Source organism: Mesorhizobium sp. Arg314 (genome assembly GCF_053714275.1).
In genome coordinates this window covers 146213-171504 of sequence record NZ_JBSKBP010000012.1, presented here as the reverse complement: position 1 = coordinate 171504, position 25292 = coordinate 146213, and the positions used below count along the sequence as shown (strand labels likewise).

The following is a 25292-nucleotide window of genomic DNA, read 5'->3' as shown; positions in this document are numbered from 1 at the left end:
GTCATCCGCCACATGAACCGAGTTGCCGACAAACTGAACCAGGACATGAGCAATCCCTTGGACGCCTTTGAAAACCTATTTACCGTGGTCCGCGAGCGGTACGCATGCCGTGCGTACAAGAGCACGCCGGTTCCAATAGAGGACATCTGTCAGGTGCTTGAAGTTGCTCGCACGGCGCCGTCGGACTGCAACACCCAGCCGTGCAGTCTCTTCATCGTGAGCGGACCGGCGCTCGAAGCCCTTCGCGAGGAAATGTTTGCTGCCGCCTCTAGCGGAGCCGAGCGGTCATCCGACGTGCCACCAATCGCCACCTACACTGGGGTATACCAGGAGCGCCGGCGCGAATGCGGCTGGGGATTGTACAATGCCGTTGGGATTGAACGCGGAGATCGCGTGGCATCCGGCCGTCAGGCTCTGGAGAACTTTAGGTTCTTCGGTGCCCCTCATCTGGCCGTGGTGACGGTCCACGAGGACCTTGCCGAGCGGGGCCTCTTCGACACCGGTATATATCTTGGGCACTTTCTCATAGCGGCCCGCGCGCTGGGCATTGCAACCGTGCCGCAGGGCGCGATTGCGCATTACGCCAGCATCATCCGAAACCACGTTCCCATCGCCAAGGAGCTTCGGATTGTGTGCGGCGTATCATTTGGGTACGAGGACGAGGCGCATGTGGCAAACAGCTTCCGGACGATGCGCGAGCCGATCTCCCGCACGGTCACATTCGTGAGCTGAAGCGCGCTTGCGAGTGGGATGGGCACTCCCAGCCATTTCAGATACGCAACGAGAGGTCGCCCAGGCCCCTCTTCGCGGAGGTCTACGAAGAGCCTCCTCACAACGTTTGCGGCGACTTAACGAACTATGGTCATGACCTAGGCACACTTCATCAATTTCTATGGGAATGCGGTTTGGACGGCGAGTAAATCGTATGGCGCCGTCCTGTTTCTCCACGCGGTCCGGCCCAGGGACTGCCAAATTGACAGTTCAAACCAGCTGGTATAATATGCATTCTTATCGGTACATTTAGCGCCGATGCATGCGCGAATGTGTCCGACTGGTGTACCAACCATGATCACCCTCGGCCGGTCCAAAAAAGGTGTGGAATGGACGCAAAAAACCCTACATTCGGCCTAGGCCCGAATGCGCTTTTTTTCGACGACATTCAGGTCGGGCAAGAATGGTTGACGCCCCGTCGCACGACCACTGAGACCGACATTGTGATGTTTGCCGCGTTGACCGGCGACTACAACCCAATTCACACCGATGAAATTTATGCTAGGGCCACACCGTTCGGCGGCCGCATTCTGCATGGGCCCGCCGTTTTCGCCATTGCGACGGGCCTTGAGTTTCGCTTGGGTCTGAAGGAAGGCACGGCGATCGCGTTTCTGGGGATGACCTGGGACCTCAAGACACCGGTCAAGATCGGCGACACCATCCACGTCTACCAGCGTGTCGAGAGCGTTCGCCCCACCTCCCATCCGTCGCGCGGTATCGTCAACTTTTGGGTCGAAGTGCGCAACCAAAGGGAAGAGATCTGCCAGCAGGGCGTGTGGAAGGTGATGTTTCACCGCCGGCCTTGAGCTTGCCCGCTCTATGGAGCCGCTGAATTGACGATTGACCACCTGCGGAATGTCTGGCTGCCGACGCCAAAGGGGAGGGCAGCTCCGTGCGAGCGCCCGGCGGCTTGCGTGGGTGTTGTGAAAAATGCTCCTTGGTCTCGGACAATGCTACGACCACGGGCTCTTTTAACTCCAGGTCGAAACAACTGCGCAACCCCCGACTTCGCTGAACGGGACAATTGTCGCCAGCACCGGGGCCGATTGCACTCCGTTAACGAGGTTGGCTCCTTGGTCTAGCTCGGAAGTGGCTCGCGTGTCGCCACGCCGATTTCTTGGACTTCGGTTTTCGTCACCAGCAGCCCATCTGCACGGAGGGTAAAAGTCGTGCGGTTCAGCCCGACGGCGCCGCACCGGGCGCTTTTAGGACAATCGAGAGCAGGTCGAATTGATCTCCGTTAGCAAAGCATTGGCTGCACGTTAAGGGCAGCCAATGCGACGAATGAGGGACGGCTGGCGCTGGCGGCGTCGCCGCTACTGGATAGTCCAGCCGGCGTCGATGACGAGCGAGTGACCCGCCATGTAGCTCGCAAACGGTGACGCAGCGAACATAATCGCGTTCGCAATGTCGGCCGGCACGCCTTTCTTGCCTGCTGGGACACGCTTTAGCGCGTCAGGATTGACACCAACGCCTCGTGCCATATTGGGAGCGTCATCCCCCAGGATGCGCGCGGAATGCGTACGCATGTCGGTCTGGATCATCCCCGGGCAAACAGCGTTGATGCCAACGCCCTTTGACGTGAATTCGACCGCCATCTGGCGCGTGAGACCAATGACGCCAAATTTCGATGTGGTGTAGGCAAGGCCATCGGCACCGCCAATGATGCCTCCGACGGACGCGACGTTGACAATGCGCCCCTCACCGCGCGCGACCATGTCCTTGAGGACCGCCCGGCAGAAGAAGAAAGTGCCGCGCAAATTGGTGTTGATCACCTTTTCCCACAGGGCATTGGTGGTTTCGAGGCAGCCCGCAAAGCCGTCAAAGATAGAGGCATTGTTCACGAGCACGTCGATACGACCATGTTTGGAGATCACGGCCGCGGTAACTTCATCGACCGATTCTTCTTGCTGAACATCGGTCTTCAGAAAATCAACCTTAATGCCCTCACCGGCAAGAGACCTGACGACATCTTGGCCTTGGTCTTCGAGGTACCCAGCAATCGTAACGTTTGCGCCCGCACGTGCGAAAGCTTCGACCGTTGCTCTCCCAATGCCGGTTTCGCCACCCGTAATGACGACCACTTTTCCCTTAAAGTCGAACATAATTTTTTCCTTCTGATAACAGCATTCCCACCAGGTGGAGGGAATGCATTCCCGAACGCCAAAAAGGACTCGACACTGATGCGGAAGCCCTTCCGGGCTAGTGCAACGATTGCCGCCTCATACTCATCCGTATATTACAGTACTCGCTGGATTGCGCAACTGCCTTGATGCGTCGATAGCGCCAGAGGACGTAAAAATTGCGGGTGATGATCACCTGTGAAACCTCGCACTCATGGCAGCGGTCACACCCACACTGGGTCGGCAGACAACTCACCTCTTTACAAACATACTCATAATAATGTTAATTGTACCCATTGGTAGCTTTCGAGCGAATCGCCGATGCCGCCGGCCGGTGGTTTTTCTGGCGAACAAAAACAGCCGACCTGGCGGCGACAGCCCGGTCGCGGCAACCGAACAGCAGGTGAAACATGAAAACTGAATTGGCAAAGCAGCTCGGTATCGACCTTCCCATTTTTGCCTTCTCGCACTGCCGCGACGTCGTGGCCGAAGTCACCAAGGCTGGCGGCATGGGCTCGCTCGGAGCAGCCTGGATGACGCCTGAAGAGCTCGAAATGTCAATTGACTGGATCGAACAGCGAGTGGAGGGCAGGCCGTTTTCCGTCGATCTCGTGTTTCCCGGCACCGGCGGCGACGAGGAAAAGAGCCCGCAAGAGTATCTCAAGCTGATTCCGAAGAGCCACCTGGCCTTCGTCAAAAACATGCTCGATGACGCCGGCATAGCGGACATCGCGGAAGATGACCGAAATGCATACATGGCTGAATACGCTCAAAAAATGTCGATGACGCACAAGAAGAGCCGCGAGCAGCTCGACGTCGTTCTCAGCAAGAAATCTGTCAAACTCGTCGTCGGCGCGCTCGGCGTGACGCCGGAGTGGGTTGTGAAGGAAGCACACGCGCATGGCGTGAAGGTTGGCGCACTGGTCGGCAGCGCCAAACACGCCGCTAAGCAACGCGATGTCGGCGTTGACGTATTGGTCGCACAGGGAACCGAAGCTGGTGGCAGCGTTGGATCCATCGCTTCCATGGTGCTGTGGCCGCAGACCGTGGAAGCAGCAAAAGGCATTCCCGTCCTCGCCGCCGGTGGGGTTACCCGCGGCTCCCATATCCTTGCCGCGCTCGCTCTTGGCTGCCAGGGCGTGTGGATGGGTTCCCTCTGGCTGGGGACGGCAGAAAGCGATCTGAGCGTCGAAATGCGCGAAAGGCTCTTCGCCGCGGCTTCCGAAGATGCCCGGATTGCCAAAGTGATGACCGGAAAGCAGGGACGCATGCTGTACACCAAGTATGTCGAGGAGTGGCAGCGGCCTGGAGCGCCCCAGCCCCTTAGCTGGCCAATGCAATCGATCCTGAATGGCTATCCTTACAAGCGGGCCGAACGCGGCCGTAACCTTGACTATTGGACATACTCGGTCGGTCAGGCCGTCGGAGACATGAACGGTCCAACGACCGTCAAGGGTGAGATCGAGCGTTTGCTCAACGAGTACGTTGAAGCTCTGGACAGCCTTCAGAATGTGACTTCCTTCTGAACCAGTTGCACTGCCGAAGATGCCGGCGACATCAAGGGCGGGCGGCGGCGCTGCGACCCTGGCACTGGGATGAGCGCGAAGACTGAAAAGACAACAGCGGATGGGCGAATGACCGTTGAACGCGAAAGCATGGAATACGATGTCGTCATCGTCGGCGCCGGACCTGCGGGATTGTCCGCGGCCATCCGTCTCAAGCAGCTTGATTCGGGCCTGTCGGTCGTGCTGTTGGAGAAGGGCTCGGAGGTCGGCGCGCATATCCTTTCGGGCGCGGTGCTGGATTGCGGCGGGCTTGATTCCCTTATTCCCGACTGGCGCGAACGTGGTGCTCCGATCTCAGTCGAGGTGAAGCAGGACAGGTTCTATATTCTGGGGCCAAAGGGCCAGCTGCGCATCCCAAACTGGCCGATGCCGCCCTTGATGAACAATCATGGTAACTACGTTGTATCGATGGCCAACGTCTGTCGCTGGATGGCCGCACAGGCCGAGGCCCTGGGCGTCGAGATATTCACCGGCATGGCAGCCTCCGAGCTGGTGTTTGAAGGCGACCGCGTGAAAGGGGTCGTTGCGGGCGAATTCGGCAGGGATCCGGCGACAGGGGAACCTGGTCCGGCTTACGAGCCGGGACTGGAACTTCACGGCAAATATGTCTTCCTGGGTGAAGGGGTCCGTGGTTCACTCTCCAAACAGGTCATTGAAAAATATCGCCTCTCCGACGGCCACTGCCCGCAGAAATATGGCCTCGGCATGAAGGAGATATGGGAGATTGATCCTGCCAAGCACCGCCTGGGAACCGTGACCCATACGATGGGGTGGCCGCTGGGATCCAATGCTGGCGGCGGTTCGTTCATCTACCACCTGGAAAACAACCAGGTCTATGTCGGGTTCGTCGTGCACCTGAACTACAAGAACCCCTTTCTCTATCCTTACATGGAATTCCAGCGCTTCAAGCATCATCCGATGGTCGCCGACCTGCTCGAGGGCGGCAAACGAGTCGCCTATGGAGCCCGTGCCATTTCCGAGGGCGGCTGGCAGTCAATTCCGAAGCTGGTCGCGCCAGGCGTTGCATTGCTGGGCTGCTCTGCCGGAATGGTCAACGTGCCCCGCATCAAAGGCAATCACAACGCCATGCTATCGGGCAAGGCGGCAGCCGATGCTGCCCATGCAGCCATCCGCAGCGGCCGACAAGGCGATGAGCTTTTTGCCTACGAGACCGAGGTCAGGAACGGCGCCATCGGCAAGGATCTTAGAAAGGTCCGGAACGTCAAACCATTATGGTCCAAGTTTGGGCTTGTCGCTTCGCTGATCGGCGGCGGCCTCGACATGTGGGCCAATACGTTCGGCTTTTCTGTGTTTGGCACGCTCCGGCACGGCAAAACCGATGCCGAATCCACCGGCCTCGCAATGGATCATAAGGCCATTGACTACCCCAGGCCGGATGGCCGGATAAGCTTCGATCGGCTGACCAATGTCGCGTTCTCGTTCACCAATCATGACGAGGCACAGCCTGCGCACTTGAAGCTGAAAGACCCCTCGCTTCCGGTCGCAATCAACCTGCCGAAATTTGCGGAGCCCGCGCAACGTTATTGCCCCGCAGGCGTCTACGAAGTGATCACTGAGGAAGGCAAAAGCCCTCGCTTTGTCATCAACTTCCAGAACTGCGTCCACTGCAAGACGTGTGACATCAAGGATCCGCTACAGAACATCAATTGGAGCACGCCCCAAGGCGGAGGTGGGCCGAACTACCCGAATATGTAGCGTTCGCACGCAGCGTCGTGCCAGCGGTTTCGCCGCCGTCCGGCGGCAGCATCGCCAATTTTGGAGACATCAAAATGCTCAATGCAGAAATAGCCTCGCGCCGGGCGGACGCCATCTCGCGCGGCGTCGGCGTCACCACGCAAATCTATGCCGAACGGGCTGAGAATGCCGAGCTCTGGGATGTCGAGGGGCGCCGCTATATTGATTTCGCGGCCGGCATCGCCGTCGTCAACACTGGCCATCGCCATCCCAAGGTGATCGATGCGGTAAAAGCCCAGCTCGACCAGTTCACGCATACTTGCCATCAGGTCGTTCCCTATGAGAACTACGTCCGGCTTGCCGAGCGCCTAAACAATGCGGTTCCGGGCAATTTCAAGAAGAAGACGATCTTCGTAACGACCGGCGCGGAAGCCGTCGAAAACGCGGTCAAGATCGCACGCGCCGCCACCAATCGTTCCGCTGTCATCGCGTTCAGCGGTGCATTTCATGGACGCACCTTCATGGGCATGACGCTGACCGGCAAGGTCGTCCCCTACAAGGCCGGCTTCGGTGCCATGATGCCCGATGTCTTTCACGCTCCTTTCCCCGTCGAACTGCACGGAACCTCCGTTGCAGATGCGCTCTCAGTGCTCGACAAGCTCTTCAAGGCCGATGTAGACCCCGATCGCGTGGCAGCCTTCATCGTCGAGCCGGTCCAAGGCGAGGGCGGCTTCTATCAGGTCCCCCGTCCCTTTATGGCGAAGCTGCGCGAACTGGCTGACAAGCACGGCATCCTGCTCATCGCCGACGAGGTGCAGACCGGCTTTGCCCGTACAGGCAAGCTCTTTGCCATGGAGCATTACGGTATCGAAGCCGACATCACCACGATGGCCAAGGGCCTTGGTGGCGGCTTCCCGATCGCGGCAGTCACCGGCCGAGCCGAGATCATGGACGCGCCCACCCCGGGAGGCCTTGGCGGAACCTATGGCGGTAATCCAATCGGCATTGCCGCCGGCAACGCCGTTTTGGACGTGATCGAGCAAGAGCAACTCTGCCAGCGCGCCGAATCCCTCGGCAACCGTCTCAAGCAGCGCCTGCAGTCCCTCGTCGACGCGGTCCCCCAGATCGCCGATGTCCGCGGTCCGGGATTCATGAACGCAGTCGAGTTCAACATTCCCGGCACCAAGACGCCAAATGCCGATTTCACAAACAAGGTCCGCCAGAGGGCCTTGGATAAAGGGCTGATCCTGCTCACCTGCGGCGTCTACGGCAACGCGATCCGATTCCTGGCGCCAATCACCATACCCGACCATGTCTTTGCGGAGGCGCTCGACATCCTCGACGAAACCCTGACCGAATGCGCCGGGCAGGCCTAACATGACTATCTCGAATACACTTCTTTCCCGGCTGAAGGATCCTTCACTGGCGACTGACAAGGCGCTGATTAGCGGCGAATGGACAGCTACGAGCGACAGCGGCAAGACGTTCTACGTGACCAACCCGTCAAAATGGCGAAGTCGTCGCGGCACTGCCAGACATGAATCGCACTGAGACCAAGCGTGCTATCGACTTCGCCTCCACCGCGCAGAAGGCCTGGGCCAGGAAGACCGGCAAGGAGCGAGCGGCGGTTCTGCGCAAGTTGTACGACCTCATGGTTGCTAAATGTCGATGATCTCGCCACCATCCTCACCACGGAAATGGGCAAGCCGTTCGCCGAGGCCAAGGGCGAGATCCTCTACGGTGCCTCCTATGTCGAATGGTTCGGCGAAGAAGCCAAGCGCGTCTATGGCGACACCATCCCCGGCCACCAGGGCGACAAGCGCATTATCGTGATCAAGCAGCCCGTTGGCGTGGTCGCGTCAATCACCCCGTGGAACTTTCCCAACGCCATGCTTGCCCGTAAAATGGCACCGGCGATCGCTGCCGGATGCGCTATCGTCTCCAAGCCCGCGGGCGAGACGCCACTTTCTGCACTGCCGCTCGCCGTCCTGGCAGAACGCGCCGGCGTTCCCGCTGGCATCTTCAGCGTCGTAGTTTCGAAGGATTCGCCATCAATCGGCAAGGAATTCACCGACAACGACAAGGTCCGCAAGCTGACCTTCACCGGTTCGACGGAAGTTGGCCGGATTCTCATGCGCCAGGGTGCCGATCAAATCATGAAGCTTGGACTCGAGCTTGGCGGCAATGCACCCTTCATCGTCTTCGACGACGCCGATATCGACGCCGCAGTGGAAGGCGCCATGCTCTCGAAATACCGTAACAATGGCCAGACCTGCGTCTGCGCCAACCGCTTCTATGTCCAGGCGGGCGTGTATGACGCCTTCGCCGACAAGCTCGCTGCCAAGGTCCGGGAGATGAAGGTGGGTGACGGCTTCGAAGCCGGCGTGACTGCTGGTCCGCTGATTGACAAGAAGGCGCTTGCCAAGGTCGAGGAACACATCACCGATGCCCTTTCCAAAAGGGCGAGCGCGACCGTTGGCGGTAAGCCCGATGAAAGGGGCGGCCTCTTCTTCCAGCCGACGATCCTGACCGGTATGACGGTGGACATGAGGGTCGCGCGGGAAGAAACGTTCGGACCAGTTGCGCCGCTCTTCAAGTTCGACACCGAAGACCAAGTGATTGAAATGGCCAACAATACCGAATTTGGTCTCGCCTCCTATTTCTATTCGAAGGATGTCTCGAAGATCTTCCGTGTTGCCGAGGAATTGGAATATGGCATAGTCGGGATCAACACGGGGCTCATTTCCACCGAGGTCGCGCCATTCGGTGGCATCAAGCAGTCCGGCCAGGGCCGCGAAGGCTCCAAGTACGGCATCGAGGACTATGTAGAGATAAAGTATCTTTGCCTGAGCATCTGATATCGGCAGGTGTGGGCCCGTTTCGAGGCCGTCCCCATACCTGCCGTTCAAGCGATGTTACGAGACCGTGACAAAACCGACGTTCGCAGGAGTCTGCAACCAATCGAAGTCACCCGAGCAAGCATGGACCCACAGCGTGCGCCCTAGCGGCTAAACGAAAGAGGTCTTTTCAGAACCGATCCGGTGCCCGACGGCATCGGAAGGCCCCGCTGGTTGTGAAAAATGCTCGCGATCTTTTCGAGCATGGCTGCGGATGCGGGTTCGACCTTTGATCTGCGAACGTGAATTGATAGGTGCTCGCCGGTTGCCAGTAGCATGCCCGCGGCGCTGTAGAGGGTATGCCACAGATGGAGCCGCTTTTCGTCATAGGCGAGGATTTCGGTTTCCGTCCAAAGCTCAGTCCGAAGCTTGCACTCAGCGCGATGACGAATGTGGGTCTCCAGGGTGTAATAGGTTCCCTCGTCGGCGCTACCAAAATCAACCCCGATCTGCTGGTAGAGAGCATCCGAAGCTTCTCCGAATGCCTGCAGATATCGGTGTTCGGTCATATGCCCATTGTAGTCCAGCCATTCCGGTAGAACGGCTCCGCGCCATAGTCGAAGAGGGCAAGGTACTGCCTGTACAGATGAAGACATCAAACATATTCCCGCATGGATGGGAGAGGAATGGAGCATGCTACGAAGACGCCCGAATGCACCGACCGGGAACGGCAGGAACGTCACGTTGTATCCAGATTTAGGCCAATTCGGAGCCCGGAGCCTCGACGCGGTCGGCTACGGACCCGCGGTCGGCGATCGACCCAGGCGGGTGCTGGACCGTGATGATCTTGGCCAAGGTCAATTCGGGACGGTCCCACGACGATATGGCCTCGCACAGCAAGGCCGACAGATCGAAAAAAAATGGTTGTCGCAGAGACGGGCTCAGCGACAACCGAGTTGGCCTGGGAGGGCCGGGGAACGCATGCCGCACCAGCGGCGAACATGTCTGCAGAGCCATGGATCTGCGGGGCCTGGACGGATAAGACGGCAGCCCGCCGGTGTTGGCCGGGACGGTGGGCCCCGCTTTGATCGCCTGTTCGGCCCTGCTGGAGCCGATCGAGACTACGGTCAACTCTTGCCTGCTTCGTTGAGCCGCAATGCCTGTCCCAAGGAGATTTTTGTCAGACGGGTTCATCAGCATCTTCGAGTTGTTCAGTTCGAGCCGGCAATCATCCGGCATCACCTCGATCCCTAACCAAGCATCAAACGATTGCGTAGGATTAACATACCACGATGGATTAACTTATTCTAGTGGGTATGAGATGCGATTAGAACTATTTTAGGCTTCCCCTCCTTCGTCACGAAACTGTGTGGAGGGCAGGGTAGTCGGCCTGCAAAGTTGGCCCGCAAAAGTATCAGCTGCGCGGGCCGGATTGTGCCGCGCCGCCCCGGTCTGGAAGAATCAGGCACCTATTCCGGCATCTAGAGATGCAAGAACGTTCCGAATTGCTGGACCGAATGGATCGCTGACGACTTCGCAATGGGCATCCAACCGCATGATCGGCCTTGTCTCAATCGAGTAGGGTTTCCAATCAGGCAACGTGGTCGAGATCGGCCTCCCGGCATGCGCGAAGCTTGACCAAGCATCCGTCACCCCATCCCGAAGGGTGTATCGCTTTCCTTGCGGATCGCTCAACTGCCGGCCGGCAAGGGTATCCTCATCCCCCCACACATTGTTGACCTCGAGCTTGTCGAAGATAAAGGGCAGTTCCGCGCCGTGGATTGCCCAATAGCCCCCCATGAAAGGTTCCTGCCACCCGAAACGATAGAGGTAAACGGGTGCACATCCGGCTTTGATGCGATCTTCCGCCTGCTGCGTCGCATCGCGTCCCATCCAGAGTTCGCTTGAGATCATGACCGTGAGGTTGAGAAGATTCTCCGCCGGCGCCTTCTGCCGGTATAGCTGCAGCAGTTCGGCAAGCAACGGCCTCTTGGCGTCCGGCACGCGCGGGAAAACTGCCTGCAATTTAGCAACCGCGGCGGGATCGTCTTTGGGTTCGTCCAACTGATTGTGGAGCAGCAGATAAAAAATCCCCTCGGCGTCGTTGGCGCCGACAATCATCGCGACGTCTTTCGAAAGCTCCATGGCATGCGCGGAGCCCGGTTGGAAAGGCAATGTGTCTGGATCAATGACAGGCGAGAAAGGCATTTTGGAAAAACCGCCGCTCAGGGTGTTTTGCGAGACTTTCATGTATGTGTCCCATAGCGTTTGCAACGGCACGGATTGCAACGCTGATAGGTTCTTTCGGTCAATACTCAGCGACCTCAGAGCTGCCACTGTGTCCGCCATAGCATCTTCGCGCGAGCGCACATGGAGCTGGGAGCCGCTTTGCACGATCGCCTTTTGGAACAGACCAGCCGCCGCCGGCATTGCCATAAGGCAGCTGACCTTTCCGCCGCCGCCGGATTCCCCGAAGATCGTCACATTCTGAGGATCTCCGCCAAACGCCGCAATGTTGCGCCTTATCCAGCGCAAGGCCTCGACCAGGTCGAGCAGTCCCACATTTGCGCAGCCTTTGAGTTTCTCTGAATGGTCGGCCAGATGCATGAAACCCAGTATGTGCAAGCGATGATTGACCGTCACCACAACCACATCGCCTTTCTCGGCCAGCCGCCCCCCATCGTACATCGGTGCGCCGCCAGAGCCATAGAAATACGCCCCACCGTGAAAGAAGACCATAACCGGCCTTTTCTGGCCATCGACTGGTGCCCAGACATTCAACACCAGGCAGTCTTCACTTCCGTTGCTTGCCTCTTTCCAGTGCTGCCAATCCGGATTGTTCTGGAAGCATGGATCGCCAAGCGCCGTCGCTTCGCGCACTCCGCACCAGGGCACGACTTGCCTCGGTGGCCGGAAACGGTGATTGCCCGCAGTGCTTTCGCCGTAATGGACTCCTTTGAAGGTTTTTAACCGATTGGTCGCGCTGCCTCGCAGTTTGCCTTCAGTCGTCTCCACCACCGGTCCGGTCAATCCGTTCGCACGATCGACGATTGAGCGTGAATCCGTGACGATATCACCTGGTTCGACGTTATGCGCTGCCATTCTTTCATCCTCTTCCGGGAAGCCTCATGGTCGAAGAAACATGCTTGGCCCGGCATCGAATGAGAGACGGCAGCCCGCACATGAGTGTTGGAGGGCCCTCAGATCGCTTTTTCCGGGCGTCCGGTTAAGTATGGACAATGAAAGACCGTGGCTGGCCGTCAGGCATCTGCAGCGTGCACCGTCCGCCGTGAGAGCGCGCTGCAAAATCGCCGAAACCGCTTGCAGGCCTCTCACAACGCCAATGGGGACATCTCCACTAGAGCCTGTTCAGCGGGTCAGGATACGCGCGTCGCAGGCATTCCAACCCAGCCATACTGTCGCGGCCGTCTCGATCTTCGCAGCCTCGGGATCATTTGCTGGGATCGTCACAGCCGTCAGATCGGGCTGACCTGCCAATCGGACCATGACGTTCTGATTTTGGCCTTGATAGTGGATCTCTTCAACGGTTCCTTGAAAGCTGTTCTCGTACCCTGGGAGCTTGGATTTCGACAGCCGGATCCGCTCGGGACGGATCGAATAGGTGACAGGACCTGTCGCCTCCACATCGCCAGTCAATTGACCAAAGCCCTCGATGACGACTGTCTTGCTGGCAGCCCTTCCCTGCAAGAAGTTGGTCTTGCCGATGAAATCTGCCACAAAGCGTGATGCCGGATGTTCGTAGAGCTCGGCCGAAGACCCTACTTGTTCGATGCGGCCGGCTCGCATGAGTGCAACCCGGTCCGCCATTACAAGAGCTTCTTCTTGGTCGTGGGTAACCACCACGAAGGTGATTCCCATTTCGTGTTGGAGACGCTTGAGCTCGAGTTGCATGGCCTCACGCAGTTTCTTGTCCAGGGCTCCGAGCGGCTCGTCCAACAACAGGACCCGCGGCCTCATGACGAGGGATCGCGCCAGCGCCACCCGCTGGCGCTGGCCACCAGAGAGTTGATTTGGCCGTCTGCGTGCCATGGAGGTGAGATGAGTGGTCTCCAGGATGTCGGAGACGCGTTTTCGGATCTCGGCCTCTGGTAATCTGGCCATCTCGAGGCCGTAGCGAACGTTGCCTTCAACGCTCATGTGCGGAAAAAGCGCATAAGACTGAAACATCATATTAACCGGGCGCCGACGCGGCGGCATACTTACGAGGTCCTTGCCATCGAGCAATATTTCGCCGCTGGAGGGTTGAACGAACCCTGCCACCATTCGCAGCAGAGAGGTCTTTCCGCATCCGGACGGCCCTAGAAGCGCAAAGAATTCGCCTTCCCTGAAGTCGACTGAAACGTCGTCGACTGCAATGTAACTGCCGTATTTCAGGACGATGTTCTTGAGTTGAATAACGTTAGAAACAGTCATAGGTCTTCAAAGACCCCCTTGTTGAATCGCTGGGCAGCGAAAACCAGAATAAAGCTTACCGCCAGGGTGAGCGCAGCCAGGGCATTGATGTCGGGTTTAATTCCGAACCGCAGCATCCCATAGATGTGCATGGGGAGCGTTTCAGATGAGCCGGTTTGACCGGCAGTGAAAGAGGCGATCACATATTCGTCGAAGGACAATGTGAACGAAAGCAAGGCCCCTGCAATAACACCAGGCGCAATGGCTGGCAGCGTTATACGCCGAAAAGTTGTCCAGCGGTCTGCTCCCAAGTCGATAGACGCCTCCACCAACGAATGGTCGAAACCGTCGAGCCGTGCTCTGACCACGGCGGTCACAAACGCTATGCTGAACACCACATGCGCAATGATGATGGAATGCAGGCCGAGGCTCATATGAACGGTCACGAAAAAGCTCAACAGCGCAATGGCCAGAACGATGTCGGGGATCACCATTGGCGTCAGAAGCAAGCCGTCGACCACGGGCGATGACCGCATTCGCTCAACACCTAGTGCGAGCATGGTTCCAATCACCGTCGCCAAAAGAGCGGTGGCCGAGCCCACGATCAAGGTGTTGACAAGTGGCCCTATGATCGCCGGATCGTTCACCAATTTCCCATACCACTTGAACGAGAACCCGCCCCAAGCGGTTGGCAGACCTGACGCGTTGAAGCTCAGGACGACCAGGACGACGATAGGGCCATAGAGAAAAAGCAGAGTTGATCCCAGATGGACGAACAGAAGCCGGGTGGCGTTACGCACTCTCTTCCTCCTTCTCGACATTGCGAACTCGTTGTTGGACCGCGCTCTGGAACGCCAAGAGGCCAACCATGATGACTATGAGAACGAGGGCCAATGCTGAGCCGAAAGGCCAGTCTCGAGCCGCCGTGAACTGGTCTTGTATTAAATTTCCGACCATTTTGGTTCGGCCACCGCCCAGGAGTTGCGGAGTGATGAAGTTGCCAATCGACAGAACGAACACGAAAACGCCGCCGGCAGCTATTCCGGGCGCCGTCAGAGGCAAAGTCACCCGAATGAACGTTTTCCATGCAGACGCGCCGAGGTCCGCGCTCGCTTCCGAGAATTCGGGATTGAGGCGTTGAATGGAAGCATAGACTGTGAGGATCACGAATGGCAGATAGCTGTAGACCAGCCCGACCACGACAGCGGTTTCGTTGTATAGCAGACTAAGTGGCTCGTGGATAATCCCTGCCGATATCAGGGTCTGATTCACCAGACCTGCGCGGTTTAGCAAAACGATCCACGCATAGGTGCGGATAAGGTAGTTGCTCCAGAAGGGCAAAATAACAACAAATAGCAGAGGCATTTGCCATCTTGGCGTTACGCGCGAAATGGCATAGGCGGCCGGATAGCCGACAATCAACGAGACGGCTGCTGCCTCGAGGGCAATCCTTGCTGACCTCAGGAAGATCTCGAGATAGAGCCCATCAAAAGCCCGGATCAAGTTGTGAAACGTAAAGTCCGGCTCTATGCCGCCGTAGGTGCCGCGATCCATAAAAGTATAAGCAAGGACCAGGCCACAAGGGACGATCAGGAAAGCCAGCCACCAGACCAAGGCCGGTGCCAGAAGAAGAACTGAGCCTACCTTCCTGTTCATCGTACAGCATCCCAGATCGAGTTAGTCTGCGTAGCCACCAAGCGGCGAATTCAGGTCGTCCACATGGCATTTAACGCGCCACGCATCCCACACGGCACTTCCCCGTGAGTGCAATTGGACAAGCGCGAACCATTCTTGGCAAATTCGCTTGGCCTCATCCTACAATGAATTAGCCGGCAATGCCGGTCAGAGTCCTGACCGGCATTTAGTAGGTCGAGAGGTCAGCCTAAGGCTGCGACATGACCTCGGTAACAAACTTCGAGATACGCGGCGCATCTGCCCCGAGGTCGCTGAGGATCTCATTCTTGAGAAGGTCCTGGGCCGGGATCCTCAGCGGGGAATACTTCTTGGCGAGTTCCGGATCCGCTGCGTCCATGGCCGCCTTGTTGGGGACATTGTAGAGCAACTGACTGACCAACCAGCCATGATGTTTGGCATCCAGCACGAAGTTGATGAACTTCTCGGCAGCTTCCTTGTGTGCAGTTTTTTTCGGAACGACAAATGAGTCGACCCAAGTGTCGGTACCTTCCTTTGGAACCACGTATTTGATGCTGGCGTTGTCGCGCATGGCCATGGAGCACCATCCGTCCCAGGTTGCAGACATCACGGCTTCGCCAGAGACGAGCCTGCTTCCCATGGTAAAGTTGTCGAAGGCGAGCACGTCCTTCTTGGCGGCGATCAGGTTAGGCCTGATCGTTTCGAGAGCCTTTTCCGACACGTCATTGATCGAAAGGCCATTGGCCAGCAGCGCAGATTCCATGAACCAGCGCTCATCCGGAACCAAGGTGTATTTGCCCTTGATCTCGTCAGAAGGCTTCAGGATGTCCCACCAACTGGTTGGCTTGACCTTCAGGAGATCGTCACGATAACAGAGCCCAAACGTTCCCCAGGCATAGGGAACCGAGTATTTTAAGCCTGGATCATAGCTGAGCTTAAACGCTTCCGGATACAGATTGGACCTGTTCGGGACATTCTTTTGATCAATCTCCGACAACATGTCCAGCTTCTGCAAGGCAGTGACGAACGGGGCTGACACGACCATCACGTCAAAGCCAGCGCCGCCGCTGGCCATCATTTTGCCCATGGTCTCTTCGTTGGTGGCGACCTCGACCAGATTGACGTGAATGCCGGTCGCTTTCTCAAATTCAGCGAAGAGATCCGGCGGATAGTAGCCGCTGAATGTCACGAAGGTGAGGTCTTCGGCCTGCGCCTGAACGGCCGAACCCATCAAAAGTACGGCCGACGCGAGCGGCGCGGCCTGTCTCAGGAACTTCAACATCTGATTTTCTCCCTACCCAACACGGGCATTGCAGAACGTCGGCAGAACCGCTCCAACCGATCGCACACTTCTTCCCCAGCGCCTGACGGCCCCAGGCCGTTTTATACCGATTAGATTGTTTTATGGACGCATGGGTGCAGAATAATACCGAAACCACGAAAAGGTCAATAGCCGCTCCACCACGGACTTTTGAGATGCGACCAAGATCCCCGGGTAGTCGCAAGAACAACGCACATGCCGCGTCCCTTGGTTCTATGTCACCAAACGTGGGACGAACTGGCCCTTATCGGTGTTGACGCAATCCATGCCGCTATTCCATGAGGCTCGGGGTTGTCGCGGCGGCAGGGGGGCGGGGATCGCTGGTGCCGAACGCAGGAGCGAACGCCATTCATCCGCAGGCTATTACCAGCCGACACCCTGGATCGCTTGTCAGCGGACCTCAAACACACCAATTACTTGAGCCATATCGAGCCGAGCTTGCTCAACAAAGGCTGCCGCCTAGCAAGCAACAACCAGCTTAGGGCAGGGGGCATCGACCTCGCCACGCAAGCAGCGATGTGAGGCTGATGGCCGGGGTTGCCTCGGCCGCGTCAAGACGTTTCGTGACCTTGTTTTCGACGAAGCTCGTCTGCGGCGCTGCAGCTCCTAAAGTTCCCAGGCCGTCCGGACCGGCAGACGGGCCAGGCCCATGGGCAACGGCGCCCGTCGAGCAATGCTGGTCTGCGGCAGGGTGTTGAACACAGAGGCTCAAAAGCAGATCAGCATCGGCTGGCCTGATTTAGCCCTGCAAAGCGACACCCTTGATTAGAAGTTCAGCAAAGCTGCTGGTTACCTCTTCAGTGGTGTATTTGAACGTTGGCTTAAACCAAGTGTATGACCAGTTGCAGGCGCCAATTAAGCAACAAACGGCAATTAAAGGTGGAGTGTCCCGAAGCGTCCCATCAGCTACGCCCTTAGCATACAAATCCTGTATCCGTTTGCTATACTTACGTCTATTCGACATCACGATGTTGCGCTGCTCGTCAGTCAACTCATTCTCGTCGCGATTATAAATAGTGCTCCACTCATGGTGAGACATCACATTCAGCATGTGCTGTCTTACTACGGCAGCAAGCACTTGAGTTGGTGATCCACCGGATTTCAGCGCTTCATCAAGGCCGCTAGCGTATGTCTCGTCAATTCTCTCGAAAATGCGCCAAAGAATCTCGTTTTTGTTCTTCATGTAGTAGTAGACGATGGACTTTGTGAAACCCATCTCGGCGCTGATGTCGTCCACGGTCACGGCGCGAAAGCCGCGCTCCGCGATCAGACGTGAGGCAGCGTCCAGGATTTCCTCCTGGATCATGGCGGTCTTCTGCCGCTTGATTTTGCCCCTAATGCTAGGCTTTCCCGAGTCTTTTTGCGATTCGACGGCCATTGTGAGCCTTTCTGAGTATTTTTTCGTTCTTTACGGTATAAAAAAACGAAACACAAGCGCAGCCAGATCTCGCCACCTGCTCATTCCGGCCTCCTGGGAGGCTACTGTGCCTACTCGTGTCAGCATCTTCTGTTCACTCCCTCCCATGTCCGCAGCACTGCTGGGAACTCAAAAACGAGGCGCTATAAGGATCCCGGCGTTCCGCTTCTTGTCCCCCGCCAATCAGGCGAAATGCCCGTAAAGCGGTCCAGAGTCAGCGATTCTAGAAGGGCCGAGGTCTGCCCCTGGAGTGCGAGCGCGGCCACGGCCAGGCCGATCGCCGACGCCATCCGAAATCATGCCCGGCGCCAGCGGCCACCAACAATCCTTCCGGGTGATCAAACTTGTGGATAATGGTCATCCGGTCCCGCGTAATGTCAGAACGCCGGCCCGGTTTCGAAGAAGGTGCTTCCCCGCGGGGACAGGAAAGGCCTCGAATTCCGCACGGCGGCTGCCAATTTGCGGATAGCGCCCCAACGGGCTTATGCGCCGCTCCCGAGCGGCGGCCCGGCAGTCTGGGCCCTGGTTCAGGCGGTCTCGAGCTTGCGCATCGCTGCGGCGAGCACCTGCTCGTAGTCGCCGACGATCGCAATGTCAGCGACCTTGAATATATTGGCTTCGGGATCCTTGTTGATGGCAACGACCTTTTTGGCACCGCCAATGCCGGCAAGGTGATGCACGGCGCCCGAAATGCCAACGGCGACATAGACATCTGGACTGACCTTTTGACCGCTGAATCCGACCTGTCTCGACGAAGGTACCCAGCCCATTTCAACCGCGGCACGGCTTGCACCAACAGCTGCTTCGACCTTGGCTGCAAAATCTTCGATGAGACGCCATTTGTCACCCGAACCTATTCCCAGGCCGCCTGACACGATCTTGCCTGCTCCGCGCAGCGGTATCCCGCCGCTGTCCGGGAGAGGTTCCGCTCGAACGAACCGGACACCTTTTCTGTCGAGGCCGATGACCGTCAACAACACTTCAGATTCCGCGGGATCAGAGCCTGCGCTCAAGGGGTCGCCGGCGTAGAGAAGCACTGCCTTTCGGTCGCCAAGAGCGATCGTTTTTTGCAAAAGACCGCCCATTACCGGGCCGGCCACGGTGACTTCCTCGTCGACAACGTGGATAGTCTCGCAGGCGGTCAAATACTCGGCACCGAGCGAGGCGGCAATCTGAGGAGCCCAATTGCGATTGGCCGTATTGCCGAAAGCGACAATCAACCCCACGTCCTTCGCGGCACAGGTCTTTTCGACAAGCCGCAGCAGATAATCGGCGCCATCGCCGATGTCGGCTTCAGCCCGTGTTGCGGTAATCGTTTCGAAGGATGCCGCATATGGGACGCGAACGCTTTTTCCATCAGGCCCCGCAACGACCAGAAGCGTGGCAACAAAGCCGGCGCGACGAAGGGTTTCCGCGAGAGAGGCAAGCGTGGCGAATTCCGACGTTCTTGTCTCGAGCGTGTTATGAAGGACAAAAAGTACCGTTTTCATGCCATTGCCTCATTTGCCGAGCGCAGCCAGAAGCGCCGCCGCCTTCTCTTCATCGCTGCCATTGACGAACTGAGTGGTTTGTGCTGCGCGCTGGCGCTTTTTGGGCGCATATTTTGGCCGCACTGCGTTGACGTCATCGGTGGGGGGGCTCGACAGTTCTATCGACGCCTTCTTGGCTGTCATCACGCCTTTGAGTGAAGGCGTCCTCGGCTTATTCATTTCATTTGAGACAACCAGTAAAGCTGGAAGTGCAATCTCGTAGTCGTCGATGCTGGCGTCGCAGAGCTTGCCAACGACCATGCTATTGGCCGCTACGGCTCTAATGGCGACAATTGGCGATAGCGCCGGGATCCGCAGCCCGTGAGCGACAAGGAAGGGCACATAACCCGCATCCGTATCTGACGCTTGACGGCCGGCGATGATGAGGGAGGGAGCCGTCTGTTGTTGGATTGCGCCGACGATCGCCCGGGCCGTCTTGAAAGGATCACGCCTGTCGCCCGCAGCCAGCTCCACGCGGATGGCACGGTCCGCCCCCATCGAGAGAGCGCGCCTCAAATACTGATCAGCCGATGCATCGTCAGCCGTCACAACCGTGACCGAACCGCCGTGCGCTTCCTTCAAGCCGATAGCGCACTCCACCGCGTTCAGATCGTAGAGGTTGACGGAGTACTGGGATGCCTGATGGAAAACGATTTCATCCTGCGCCTCGGAGACCGTTACAAACTGTTCCGGCAAATTCGGATCGGGCACTTTCTTAATGAGGACGAAGATTTCCATTTCCGATCGCTCTCACTTCTAGCGCTGGAAAGGGGCCAGGTCGTATTGCCGTACCCACCTTGCAGCGCGTGATTATTCAAATTTGCCGGGGCCTATACGCCGCTGCGCGACTGCAGCCGCTACGCCTGTGGGCGAGCGTGGAACATGACCTTCCACACGCCCTCCTGGCAAATATCTCCTTTCTGGTTTCGCACTTCGAGCCAAAAGTTCACTATTCCGCGCGCTGGATTGGAGGCGCGACGGACGCCGTCAACACGCTGGTAAACATGGATGGTGTCACCGATTTTGACCGGTGCCTTGAGATCCCAAGTCATACCAAGGAAGGCAATTGCAGTGCCTTCCTTCAGGCCCAGCCGGAACTCGAGCCCGGTCACGATGGCGAAGACGGCGGGTCCGTGCAGGATACGCTCACCGAACGGTGTTGACTTCGCATAAATCTCATCGGTGTGCACCGGATTATGGTCGCCTGTCATAGCGGCGAACATGACCACGTCCGTTTCCGTAATCGTACGGCGCGGCGTCAGCCACTGTTGCCCAACCTGAAAGTCGTCGAAGAATAGGGCGTTGGGCCCAACCCCAAGAGTGCCAACGTCAACTTTTGCGTGCATCAATTTCTCCTTACAAATCCAGCTGGCACGCACGACATTGTTTGAAGCGCTCCTTCAAACAATCGCCGAGCCCTTTGTAGGCGGCTCGGTGTCATTTTATACCGATAAGAATGCATTTTCTACTAGGCAGTTTGTAATGTCAAGCTGGCCCGGCGTGCCCAACCGTGGAAGTGTCGCGGCGCCCGAGCAAGCCAACGAGCGATCATTCCCAACCTGAAGCCTTGAGATCGCAGGTGAGGTCCCGACGTTGCTGCGCGTAATCGACGTGCGTATCCGGTACGATTCGGTTCCTCACCCCAGACTGCATTTCTTCCGAAATGTGTGCAATGAGACCTGGCAGGGTCGACAGAATGGATAGTCCGCACATTTCGGCAGGTGTGAATCCCATCTGGACCATAACACCTGCGAGCATTCCGACTTCATTCATGACAAGGTCAGGTTTGTTTGCTGCAGTTTGGAAAGCCACATGGACGGCCGCATACCATTCATTCGCCTCCCCCCAAACGCCCTGTTCCTGCGCAATTTTCTTCAGCTTCTCAGCGCGTGGATCGACGTATCGAAAGATCTGGTGTCCGAAGCCGGGGACCCGTCGCTTTGCAGTGCGTAGTTCCTCGACCAGCCTTGTGGCTGCGATTTCCATTGTTTCGCCGCCTTGCCTCCACGCTGCGTAAGTTGTGGCAATGAAACGACCGGTGTCTTCGGGTGAAAGCGCATGCTCGCCGGCCGCCAGGACAGCAGCACCAAGACCTGCGGTCATTTGAGGGTTGACGGAAACGACAGCGCGCGCGGCTACAGTGCCGGATTTTTGAAGGCCGAAGTCAAGGATGGAGGAGAGTATCAGATCCATCAGACGAGCTTCGCCCGGCGTCGGCAGTCTGCCGCGGATAATCAGGTAGGCGATCGCAGAGAAGGGCAGTTTTCCGACTACGTCTCCCATAGGGTACCCGCGGATGAAAATGCCGTCCTTTGCGATTTCGCTTACGGATGTGACCCAGTAGGATGGCGTCCCTTTTGTCATGTTTACCTCACAGGTGACCACAGTTGTTGCAAGCCTGCCGTCCGTGCTGGCCTACCCGTGATCGCGAATTCGCACTTCGCGCATTCGTCGATATTTCGGCGAGTGACTGCTTCGCCACCAAAGGCATACTACCTAATCGGTAAAACATACTCAATAGTACATTTTGGCAGCCGCGCTTTCCCGCGCTCGAAGCTCGTCGGGCGAGGGAGGTTAATTTCTCTAGCTTTCATACGAATCAGTATGTAAAAGGGCGTCGTGGTATGGGGTGGCCCCATCTGCGGCACCGGCTTTGCTAACGGAACATGGAGAAAACAATGCTTTGTGCTGTCAATGCTCCTGGAACCAATTGGCCTGGGCTTTCCCAGGGCATCATCCTCAAGGGCAACGGGATTTTCGTTTCTGGGGGGCATGTCGGGACCGATGCCTCGGGTGAACCGATAGTCACCTCGATAGAAGACCAGATCGTGGCCCTATTTGAGAATCTCAAACGAACGTTGACCGAAGCCGGTCTCGGCTTCGAACACGTTGCCAGGACAACCTGCTTCGTGGGCGAATTCAGGCCTGACCTTCTGAAAACCATCAAGGAAGTTCGCAGCCGCTATTACAACTCGGACTGCCCACCGGCGAGCGTGATGGTGCAGGCGGGACTTTACGATTCTCGGCTTTACGCAGAGATCGAAGTCCTGGCGGTCGTTCCCGACGGGGCCGGGTAGCCATTCACGTATCATAGTGCCTATGGGTATATAAAACGTACTATTTCGGATGTAAAAGGCTTGGCCCTGGCAGCCCCCTCTTGCATTCTGACGACAATGCAGTAGCATACGGACTGGAATATCAAGCATACGTAATGGTACGAAAGCCATTCCGTATGTCTTTTGGCGGCCCGGCATCGCCGGGCGATGGTGAGGGCGCGGTCTGTCGGAGGCGCTTCCCCGGGGACAAGACGATGACCACGGTCTGCCTTACGTTCGATTTCGATGCGGTCTCACTCTGGATCAGCACGATGCGTCAGACGACCGCCACGGCTCTCTCAAGAGGTGAGTTCGGGGCATTGGTCGGGCTGCCCCGCATTCTTGACTTGCTGGCATCCAAAAAAGTCAAGGCAACCTTCTTTGTTCCCTCTCACTCCGCAGCTGCTTACAAATCACAAACTCTCCGTATCCGTGATGAAGGTCACGAAATCGCGCTCCACGGCTACTGTCATGAAACGCCGGTCGGACTGACCCGCCAGCAAGAAGCGGATCTGCTGGACCGCGCCATTGCCAAACTTCAGTCGGTCCTCGGGCCCGAGTTTCTACCGAAGGGCTATCGTTCTCCAGCATGGGACCTTTCGGCCAACTCTATCGAATTGTTCGAGAAGCGTGGCCTCGTCTACGACTCAAGCATGATGGCCGATGACTATCGCCCATATCTGGCCCGGAAGGGCTACGTCGCCGACGAAGACAGCTACGACCCAGGCATCCCTTCGAAAGTGATCGAATTGCCCGTTGCCTGGGAGCTGGACGACTTTCCACATTTTGTATTCCTCAGTAAGCCAATGTACCTCGGATTGCGGACGCCCACGGAGGTCTACGAACTCTGGAGAGAAGAGTTCGACTTCTGTCATTCGCTTGGTGATGGCGTATTCACCCTTACGATGCATCCGCAAGTAATCGGTCGTGGACCACGCATGCAGATGCTCTCGCAACTGATCGATCACATGCGGGCTACCCCCGGGGTGGTTTTTCGGACCGCCGCTGACGAGGCCGGGCGTCGCGCCGAACTGCTGCTGCGCCAGTCATGATCTCGTTTGCATGGCTCAGCAGGCTGGTACCGGCAAACGCTGGCTGGGCGCAGTAGGTGGGCGTCATCCCCGTCGATCGCGCGCTTGGCCTTGAGCAAGGATATCGCACACGATGGCTGATAGGCACACTCCTTTGAAATCGGTCTATGAAGCCTTGGTGTCTGCGGCCCAAGGTCGGCATCCATCTTGAGCATCGGCTATCCGACTTCAAAGTCCCGCGAACAATTTTTTTGATGCCGAGCTACCCAAGGGCATGACTGGAAAGGTCGACAAGAGAGCTCTCAGCAGACGTGCCGAACAGCAAAAAGCAGAACGCGAATAGCCTGAGGAACTGGCATGGATACGAAAGATTACGAGAAGCTGGACGGCCTCGATCTGGCCGAGCATCTTCGTCGCAAGAGCGTAAGCCCGCTCGAGATCATGGATTGCGCAATCAGGCGTGCCGAGGACCTCAATCCGCGCCTCAACGCGCTCTGCTACACGAATTTTGACTTGGCGCGCAAAGCGGCCGAGGCAGCCGCACCAAAGGGCCAGTTCGGTGCGCTCCCATTTCTCCTCAAGGACTCCGGGCTTGCCTATACCCAATTGCCAGGTTCCATGGGATCGCGGTTGTTTGCCGGCTTCACCACAGCGTTTGACGCGACAATCACCACGCGTTTTTTGGCCGATGGCTTTGTGCCCTTCGGTCGGACGTGCGTTCCAGAATTCAGCATGGCTCCGACGACGGAAGCCGCCCAGAATGGCGGGCCAACCCGCAACCCGTGGAACCGGGCTCACTCAAGTGGCGGATCCAGCGGCGGCGCGGCCGCTGCCGTGGCGGCAGGCATCGTGCCGATCGCGCATGGCAGCGACGGCGGAGGGTCAATCCGCATCCCAGCCTCTTGCTGTGGCATCTACGGGCTAAAGCCGTCACGAGGTCTCGTTCCCGCAGGTCCCGCAAGAGGTGAAGGGTGGGGCGGCCTGGCTTCTGATGGCGTCCTTTCCCGGACCGTTCGCGATACGGCCGCTGCCCTTGATGGCGTGGCGGGCATGGAATTGGGCGCGCCATATGCCGCCCCTGCAAAACCGTCCTCTTATCTTCAGCAGCTAGATAAGGTGTTTGACAGGCCATTGCGAATTGCAAAGTGGGCCGTCGGATTCGAAGATATTCCGATCCATCCAGAATGCCTCGCCGCCTTGCAGAAAGCGGAAAATCTGCTGACTGCAATGGGCCATGAAGTCGTCCAGGCACCGCTCCCACCGCTCCAGTTCTCTAAATTCGTCAATGCCCAGATCGAGGTGATGGCAGCCAATGTTACGGTGCTGGTGAACGGGAAGGTCCGCAACAGCCCCGACGGTTGGCAGGCACAGCTGGAGCCGGCCATCCTTGATGCGTATCACATTGGCAAGACCCTCAGTGCAGAGGCATACGCGCTCGCCATCACACGGTTTCACACGGTCGGACGCCAGCTGGAAACGTATATGGTCGACTATGACTTTGTCCTCACACCTACGCTGACCCAACCCCCGGCCAAACTTGGGACCATTTCCATGCAGGATGACTTCCGCAGCTTCCGCACCAAAGTGAGCCGCTACGCAACCTTCCTGGCGATCATAAACGCATCGGGTCAGCCGGCGGCGAGCCTCCCGCTGCATTGGTCCATCGACGGGCTCCCCGTCGGCGTGCAACTGCTTTCGCGCTTCGGTCATGAATCAGACCTGATGCGGCTATCGGCACGGTTGGAGGAAGCTGCACCTTGGTTCGACCGACGTCCTCCAACGGAAGGATGAGGACTTCCAGAGGCGAGACCCTACTTGCAATCCAACTCTTTACGAGGGCGC

The 25292-nt window shown here is 57.7% G+C and carries 20 protein-coding genes and 1 pseudogene; 9 read left to right on the top strand and 12 right to left on the bottom strand.

The features are described from left to right. Positions 1-12: 12 nt before the first annotated feature. Both ACWGS9_RS15610 and ACWGS9_RS15605 read left to right on the top strand, forming a co-directional pair. Positions 13-732 carry a nitroreductase gene (locus ACWGS9_RS15610; RefSeq protein ID WP_454506094.1) on the top strand — a complete coding sequence of 240 codons (720 nt, stop codon included), beginning with the start codon at positions 13-15 and terminating at the stop codon, positions 730-732. A 368-nt stretch (positions 733-1100) separates the two neighbouring features. Then, positions 1101-1577, top strand: a complete 477-nt coding sequence (locus ACWGS9_RS15605; protein WP_454506093.1) for a MaoC/PaaZ C-terminal domain-containing protein — start codon at positions 1101-1103, stop codon at positions 1575-1577. A 510-nt stretch (positions 1578-2087) separates the two neighbouring features. On the opposite strand, the gene ACWGS9_RS15600 is transcribed toward ACWGS9_RS15605, so the two are convergent. Further along, complete coding sequence (locus tag ACWGS9_RS15600) at positions 2088-2876, bottom strand: SDR family NAD(P)-dependent oxidoreductase (RefSeq protein ID WP_454506092.1); 789 nt, start codon at positions 2874-2876, stop codon at positions 2088-2090. 428 nt (positions 2877-3304) lie between these two features. Between ACWGS9_RS15600 and ACWGS9_RS15595 the strand changes: the two genes are divergently transcribed. From ACWGS9_RS15595 to ACWGS9_RS15580, 4 genes and pseudogenes are all read left to right on the top strand, one after another. Beyond that, a complete protein-coding gene (locus tag ACWGS9_RS15595; RefSeq protein WP_454506091.1) occupies positions 3305-4420 on the top strand; it encodes a nitronate monooxygenase in 1116 nt (371 codons plus the stop codon). Between the two features lie 108 nt (positions 4421-4528). Further along, positions 4529-6175 carry an electron transfer flavoprotein-ubiquinone oxidoreductase gene (locus ACWGS9_RS15590; RefSeq protein WP_454506090.1) on the top strand — a complete coding sequence of 549 codons (1647 nt, stop codon included), beginning with the start codon at positions 4529-4531 and terminating at the stop codon, positions 6173-6175. A 74-nt stretch (positions 6176-6249) separates the two neighbouring features. Continuing rightward, positions 6250-7530, top strand: a complete 1281-nt coding sequence (locus ACWGS9_RS15585; RefSeq protein ID WP_454506089.1) for a 4-aminobutyrate--2-oxoglutarate transaminase — start codon at positions 6250-6252, stop codon at positions 7528-7530. A 1-nt stretch (position 7531) separates the two neighbouring features. Then, positions 7532-9012: pseudogene (locus ACWGS9_RS15580) on the top strand (NAD-dependent succinate-semialdehyde dehydrogenase). A 143-nt stretch (positions 9013-9155) separates the two neighbouring features. Here ACWGS9_RS15580 and ACWGS9_RS15575 read toward each other — a convergent pair. From ACWGS9_RS15575 to ACWGS9_RS15525, 11 genes are all read right to left on the bottom strand, one after another. Further along, on the bottom strand, positions 9156-9647 hold the full coding sequence (locus ACWGS9_RS15575) for a thioesterase family protein (RefSeq protein ID WP_454506120.1): 492 nt from the start codon (positions 9645-9647) through the stop codon (positions 9156-9158). Between the two features lie 805 nt (positions 9648-10452). After that, complete coding sequence (locus tag ACWGS9_RS15570) at positions 10453-12093, bottom strand: carboxylesterase/lipase family protein (RefSeq protein ID WP_454506088.1); 1641 nt, start codon at positions 12091-12093, stop codon at positions 10453-10455. A 267-nt stretch (positions 12094-12360) separates the two neighbouring features. Further along, on the bottom strand, positions 12361-13425 hold the full coding sequence (locus tag ACWGS9_RS15565; RefSeq protein WP_454506087.1) for an ABC transporter ATP-binding protein: 1065 nt from the start codon (positions 13423-13425) through the stop codon (positions 12361-12363). Further along, positions 13422-14204 (bottom strand): ABC transporter permease, encoded by a 783-nt coding sequence (locus tag ACWGS9_RS15560; protein WP_454506086.1) that lies wholly within the window; start codon positions 14202-14204, stop codon positions 13422-13424. The genes ACWGS9_RS15565 and ACWGS9_RS15560 overlap by 4 nt, the downstream gene beginning before the upstream one ends. Beyond that, the gene (locus tag ACWGS9_RS15555) at positions 14197-15060 is read right to left on the bottom strand and encodes an ABC transporter permease (protein WP_454506085.1); all 864 of its coding nucleotides are present in this window, start codon (positions 15058-15060) and stop codon (positions 14197-14199) included. The genes ACWGS9_RS15560 and ACWGS9_RS15555 overlap by 8 nt, the downstream gene beginning before the upstream one ends. Before the next feature lie 226 nt (positions 15061-15286). Next, positions 15287-16339: a polyamine ABC transporter substrate-binding protein gene (locus ACWGS9_RS15550; protein ID WP_454506084.1), complete on the bottom strand. Its 1053-nt coding sequence runs from the start codon at positions 16337-16339 to the stop codon at positions 15287-15289. 778 nt (positions 16340-17117) lie between these two features. Beyond that, complete coding sequence (locus ACWGS9_RS15545) at positions 17118-17756, bottom strand: TetR/AcrR family transcriptional regulator (RefSeq protein WP_454506083.1); 639 nt, start codon at positions 17754-17756, stop codon at positions 17118-17120. A gap of 566 nt (positions 17757-18322) precedes the next feature. After that, positions 18323-19285 (bottom strand): electron transfer flavoprotein subunit alpha/FixB family protein, encoded by a 963-nt coding sequence (locus tag ACWGS9_RS15540; RefSeq protein ID WP_454506082.1) that lies wholly within the window; start codon positions 19283-19285, stop codon positions 18323-18325. Positions 19286-19294: 9 nt separating this feature from the next. Further along, positions 19295-20062: an electron transfer flavoprotein subunit beta/FixA family protein gene (locus ACWGS9_RS15535; RefSeq protein ID WP_454506081.1), complete on the bottom strand. Its 768-nt coding sequence runs from the start codon at positions 20060-20062 to the stop codon at positions 19295-19297. A 119-nt stretch (positions 20063-20181) separates the two neighbouring features. Next, positions 20182-20670, bottom strand: coding sequence for a MaoC/PaaZ C-terminal domain-containing protein (locus tag ACWGS9_RS15530; protein WP_454506080.1), 489 nt, complete (start codon positions 20668-20670; stop codon positions 20182-20184). Positions 20671-20872: 202 nt separating this feature from the next. Then, complete coding sequence (locus tag ACWGS9_RS15525) at positions 20873-21688, bottom strand: citryl-CoA lyase (RefSeq protein WP_454506079.1); 816 nt, start codon at positions 21686-21688, stop codon at positions 20873-20875. A 314-nt stretch (positions 21689-22002) separates the two neighbouring features. Here ACWGS9_RS15525 and ACWGS9_RS15520 point away from each other — a divergent pair, with 314 nt between their 5' ends. The 3 genes from ACWGS9_RS15520 to ACWGS9_RS15510 all read left to right on the top strand — a co-directional run bounded on the left by ACWGS9_RS15520 (position 22003) and on the right by ACWGS9_RS15510 (position 25241). Then, positions 22003-22401 (top strand): RidA family protein, encoded by a 399-nt coding sequence (locus ACWGS9_RS15520; protein WP_454506078.1) that lies wholly within the window; start codon positions 22003-22005, stop codon positions 22399-22401. Positions 22402-22634: 233 nt separating this feature from the next. Then, the gene (locus ACWGS9_RS15515; protein WP_454506077.1) at positions 22635-23471 is read left to right on the top strand and encodes a polysaccharide deacetylase family protein; all 837 of its coding nucleotides are present in this window, start codon (positions 22635-22637) and stop codon (positions 23469-23471) included. Positions 23472-23807: 336 nt separating this feature from the next. Next, positions 23808-25241 carry an amidase gene (locus ACWGS9_RS15510; protein ID WP_454506076.1) on the top strand — a complete coding sequence of 478 codons (1434 nt, stop codon included), beginning with the start codon at positions 23808-23810 and terminating at the stop codon, positions 25239-25241. Positions 25242-25292: the final 51 nt, after the last annotated feature.

Bases quoted from the DNA above. Each gene is read 5' to 3' on its own strand.
- ACWGS9_RS15610 (WP_454506094.1), top strand. From the start codon at position 13: ATGAACCGAGTTGCCGACAAACTGAACCAGGACATGAGCAATCCCTTG.
- ACWGS9_RS15605 (WP_454506093.1), top strand. From the start codon at position 1,101: ATGGACGCAAAAAACCCTACATTCGGCCTAGGCCCGAATGCGCTTTTT.
- ACWGS9_RS15600 (WP_454506092.1), bottom strand. From the start codon at position 2,876: ATGTTCGACTTTAAGGGAAAAGTGGTCGTCATTACGGGTGGCGAAACC.
- ACWGS9_RS15595 (WP_454506091.1), top strand. From the start codon at position 3,305: ATGAAAACTGAATTGGCAAAGCAGCTCGGTATCGACCTTCCCATTTTT.
- ACWGS9_RS15590 (WP_454506090.1), top strand. From the start codon at position 4,529: ATGACCGTTGAACGCGAAAGCATGGAATACGATGTCGTCATCGTCGGC.
- ACWGS9_RS15585 (WP_454506089.1), top strand. From the start codon at position 6,250: ATGCTCAATGCAGAAATAGCCTCGCGCCGGGCGGACGCCATCTCGCGC.
- ACWGS9_RS15575 (WP_454506120.1), bottom strand. From the start codon at position 9,647: ATGTCTTCATCTGTACAGGCAGTACCTTGCCCTCTTCGACTATGGCGC.
- ACWGS9_RS15570 (WP_454506088.1), bottom strand. From the start codon at position 12,093: ATGGCAGCGCATAACGTCGAACCAGGTGATATCGTCACGGATTCACGC.
- ACWGS9_RS15565 (WP_454506087.1), bottom strand. From the start codon at position 13,425: ATGACTGTTTCTAACGTTATTCAACTCAAGAACATCGTCCTGAAATAC.
- ACWGS9_RS15555 (WP_454506085.1), bottom strand. From the start codon at position 15,060: ATGAACAGGAAGGTAGGCTCAGTTCTTCTTCTGGCACCGGCCTTGGTC.
- ACWGS9_RS15550 (WP_454506084.1), bottom strand. From the start codon at position 16,339: ATGTTGAAGTTCCTGAGACAGGCCGCGCCGCTCGCGTCGGCCGTACTT.
- ACWGS9_RS15545 (WP_454506083.1), bottom strand. From the start codon at position 17,756: ATGGCCGTCGAATCGCAAAAAGACTCGGGAAAGCCTAGCATTAGGGGC.
- ACWGS9_RS15540 (WP_454506082.1), bottom strand. From the start codon at position 19,285: ATGAAAACGGTACTTTTTGTCCTTCATAACACGCTCGAGACAAGAACG.
- ACWGS9_RS15535 (WP_454506081.1), bottom strand. From the start codon at position 20,062: ATGGAAATCTTCGTCCTCATTAAGAAAGTGCCCGATCCGAATTTGCCG.
- ACWGS9_RS15530 (WP_454506080.1), bottom strand. From the start codon at position 20,670: ATGCACGCAAAAGTTGACGTTGGCACTCTTGGGGTTGGGCCCAACGCC.
- ACWGS9_RS15525 (WP_454506079.1), bottom strand. From the start codon at position 21,688: ATGACAAAAGGGACGCCATCCTACTGGGTCACATCCGTAAGCGAAATC.
- ACWGS9_RS15520 (WP_454506078.1), top strand. From the start codon at position 22,003: ATGCTTTGTGCTGTCAATGCTCCTGGAACCAATTGGCCTGGGCTTTCC.
- ACWGS9_RS15515 (WP_454506077.1), top strand. From the start codon at position 22,635: ATGACCACGGTCTGCCTTACGTTCGATTTCGATGCGGTCTCACTCTGG.
- ACWGS9_RS15510 (WP_454506076.1), top strand. From the start codon at position 23,808: ATGGATACGAAAGATTACGAGAAGCTGGACGGCCTCGATCTGGCCGAG.